Annotated in this window: 1 protein-coding gene and 2 pseudogenes; 2 read left to right on the top strand and 1 reads right to left on the bottom strand. The window is 49.2% G+C overall.

What is annotated here, in order from left to right; all coding sequences use genetic code 11:
- Positions 1-199: 199 nt before the first annotated feature.
- Entirely contained in the window at positions 200-1,060 is an 861-nt protein-coding gene (locus PZBJ_RS07955) for a broad-spectrum class A beta-lactamase TEM-116 (RefSeq protein WP_000027050.1), read from the top strand.
- Positions 1,061-1,440: 380 nt separating this feature from the next.
- Here PZBJ_RS07955 and PZBJ_RS24540 read toward each other — a convergent pair.
- Positions 1,441-1,566, bottom strand: a pseudogene (locus PZBJ_RS24540) (replication initiation protein); the annotation flags it as partial.
- A gap of 429 nt (positions 1,567-1,995) precedes the next feature.
- Between PZBJ_RS24540 and PZBJ_RS24345 the strand changes: the two are divergent.
- A pseudogene (locus PZBJ_RS24345) lies at positions 1,996-2,094 on the top strand (hypothetical protein); the annotation flags it as partial.
- Positions 2,095-2,275 lie beyond the last annotated feature (181 nt).

Raw genomic sequence — 2,275 nt, 5'->3', positions numbered from 1 at the left:
CTGATAGGGAGTGGTAAACTCGACTTTCACTTTTCTCTATCACTGATAGGGAGTGGTAAACTCGACGTCAGGTGGCACTTTTCGGGGAAATGTGCGCGGAACCCCTATTTGTTTATTTTTCTAAATACATTCAAATATGTATCCGCTCATGAGACAATAACCCTGATAAATGCTTCAATAATATTGAAAAAGGAAGAGTATGAGTATTCAACATTTCCGTGTCGCCCTTATTCCCTTTTTTGCGGCATTTTGCCTTCCTGTTTTTGCTCACCCAGAAACGCTGGTGAAAGTAAAAGATGCTGAAGATCAGTTGGGTGCACGAGTGGGTTACATCGAACTGGATCTCAACAGCGGTAAGATCCTTGAGAGTTTTCGCCCCGAAGAACGTTTTCCAATGATGAGCACTTTTAAAGTTCTGCTATGTGGCGCGGTATTATCCCGTATTGACGCCGGGCAAGAGCAACTCGGTCGCCGCATACACTATTCTCAGAATGACTTGGTTGAGTACTCACCAGTCACAGAAAAGCATCTTACGGATGGCATGACAGTAAGAGAATTATGCAGTGCTGCCATAACCATGAGTGATAACACTGCGGCCAACTTACTTCTGACAACGATCGGAGGACCGAAGGAGCTAACCGCTTTTTTGCACAACATGGGGGATCATGTAACTCGCCTTGATCGTTGGGAACCGGAGCTGAATGAAGCCATACCAAACGACGAGCGTGACACCACGATGCCTGTAGCAATGGCAACAACGTTGCGCAAACTATTAACTGGCGAACTACTTACTCTAGCTTCCCGGCAACAATTAATAGACTGGATGGAGGCGGATAAAGTTGCAGGACCACTTCTGCGCTCGGCCCTTCCGGCTGGCTGGTTTATTGCTGATAAATCTGGAGCCGGTGAGCGTGGGTCTCGCGGTATCATTGCAGCACTGGGGCCAGATGGTAAGCCCTCCCGTATCGTAGTTATCTACACGACGGGGAGTCAGGCAACTATGGATGAACGAAATAGACAGATCGCTGAGATAGGTGCCTCACTGATTAAGCATTGGTAACTGTCAGACCAAGTTTACTCATATATACTTTAGATTGATTTAAAACTTCATTTTTAATTTAAAAGGATCTAGGTGAAGATCCTTTTTGATAATCTCATGACCAAAATCCCTTAACGTGAGTTTTCGTTCCACTGAGCGTCAGACCCCGTAGAAAAGATCAAAGGATCTTCTTGAGATCCTTTTTTTCTGCGCGTAATCTGCTGCTTGCAAACAAAAAAACCACCGCTACCAGCGGTGGTTTGTTTGCCGGATCAAGAGCTACCAACTCTTTTTCCGAAGGTAACTGGCTTCAGCAGAGCGCAGATACCAAATACTGTTCTTCTAGTGTAGCCGTAGTTAGGCCACCACTTCAAGAACTCTGTAGCACCGCCTACATACCTCGCTCTGCTAATCCTGTTACCAGTGGCTGCTGCCAGTGGCGATAAGTCGTGTCTTACCGGGTTGGACTCAAGACGATAGTTACCGGATAAGGCGCAGCGGTCGGGCTGAACGGGGGGTTCGTGCACACAGCCCAGCTTGGAGCGAACGACCTACACCGAACTGAGATACCTACAGCGTGAGCTATGAGAAAGCGCCACGCTTCCCGAAGGGAGAAAGGCGGACAGGTATCCGGTAAGCGGCAGGGTCGGAACAGGAGAGCGCACGAGGGAGCTTCCAGGGGGAAACGCCTGGTATCTTTATAGTCCTGTCGGGTTTCGCCACCTCTGACTTGAGCGTCGATTTTTGTGATGCTCGTCAGGGGGGCGGAGCCTATGGAAAAACGCCAGCAACGCGGCCTTTTTACGGTTCCTGGCCTTTTGCTGGCCTTTTGCTCACATGTTCTTTCCTGCGTTATCCCCTGATTCTGTGGATAACCGTATTACCGCCTTTGAGTGAGCTGATACCGCTCGCCGCAGCCGAACGACCGAGCGCAGCGAGTCAGTGAGCGAGGAAGCGGAAGAGCGCCCAATACGCAAACCGCCTCTCCCCGCGCGTTGGCCGATTCATTAATGCAGCTGGCACGACAGGTTTCCCGACTGGAAAGCGGGCAGTGAGCGCAACGCAATTAATGTGAGTTAGCTCACTCATTAGGCACCCCAGGCTTTACACTTTATGCTTCCGGCTCGTATGTTGTGTGGAATTGTGAGCGGATAACAATTTCACACAGGAAACAGCTATGACCATGATTACGCCAAGCTCTAGCTACAGGTCGACGGTATACAGACATGATAAGAT

Origin of the sequence: Pantoea endophytica, from assembly GCF_002858935.1 — a bacterium.
Lineage (GTDB): Bacteria > Pseudomonadota > Gammaproteobacteria > Enterobacterales > Enterobacteriaceae > Pantoea > Pantoea leporis.
Note: the sequence above shows the minus strand (reverse complement) of the source record. Positions and strands in the feature narration are given on the sequence as shown.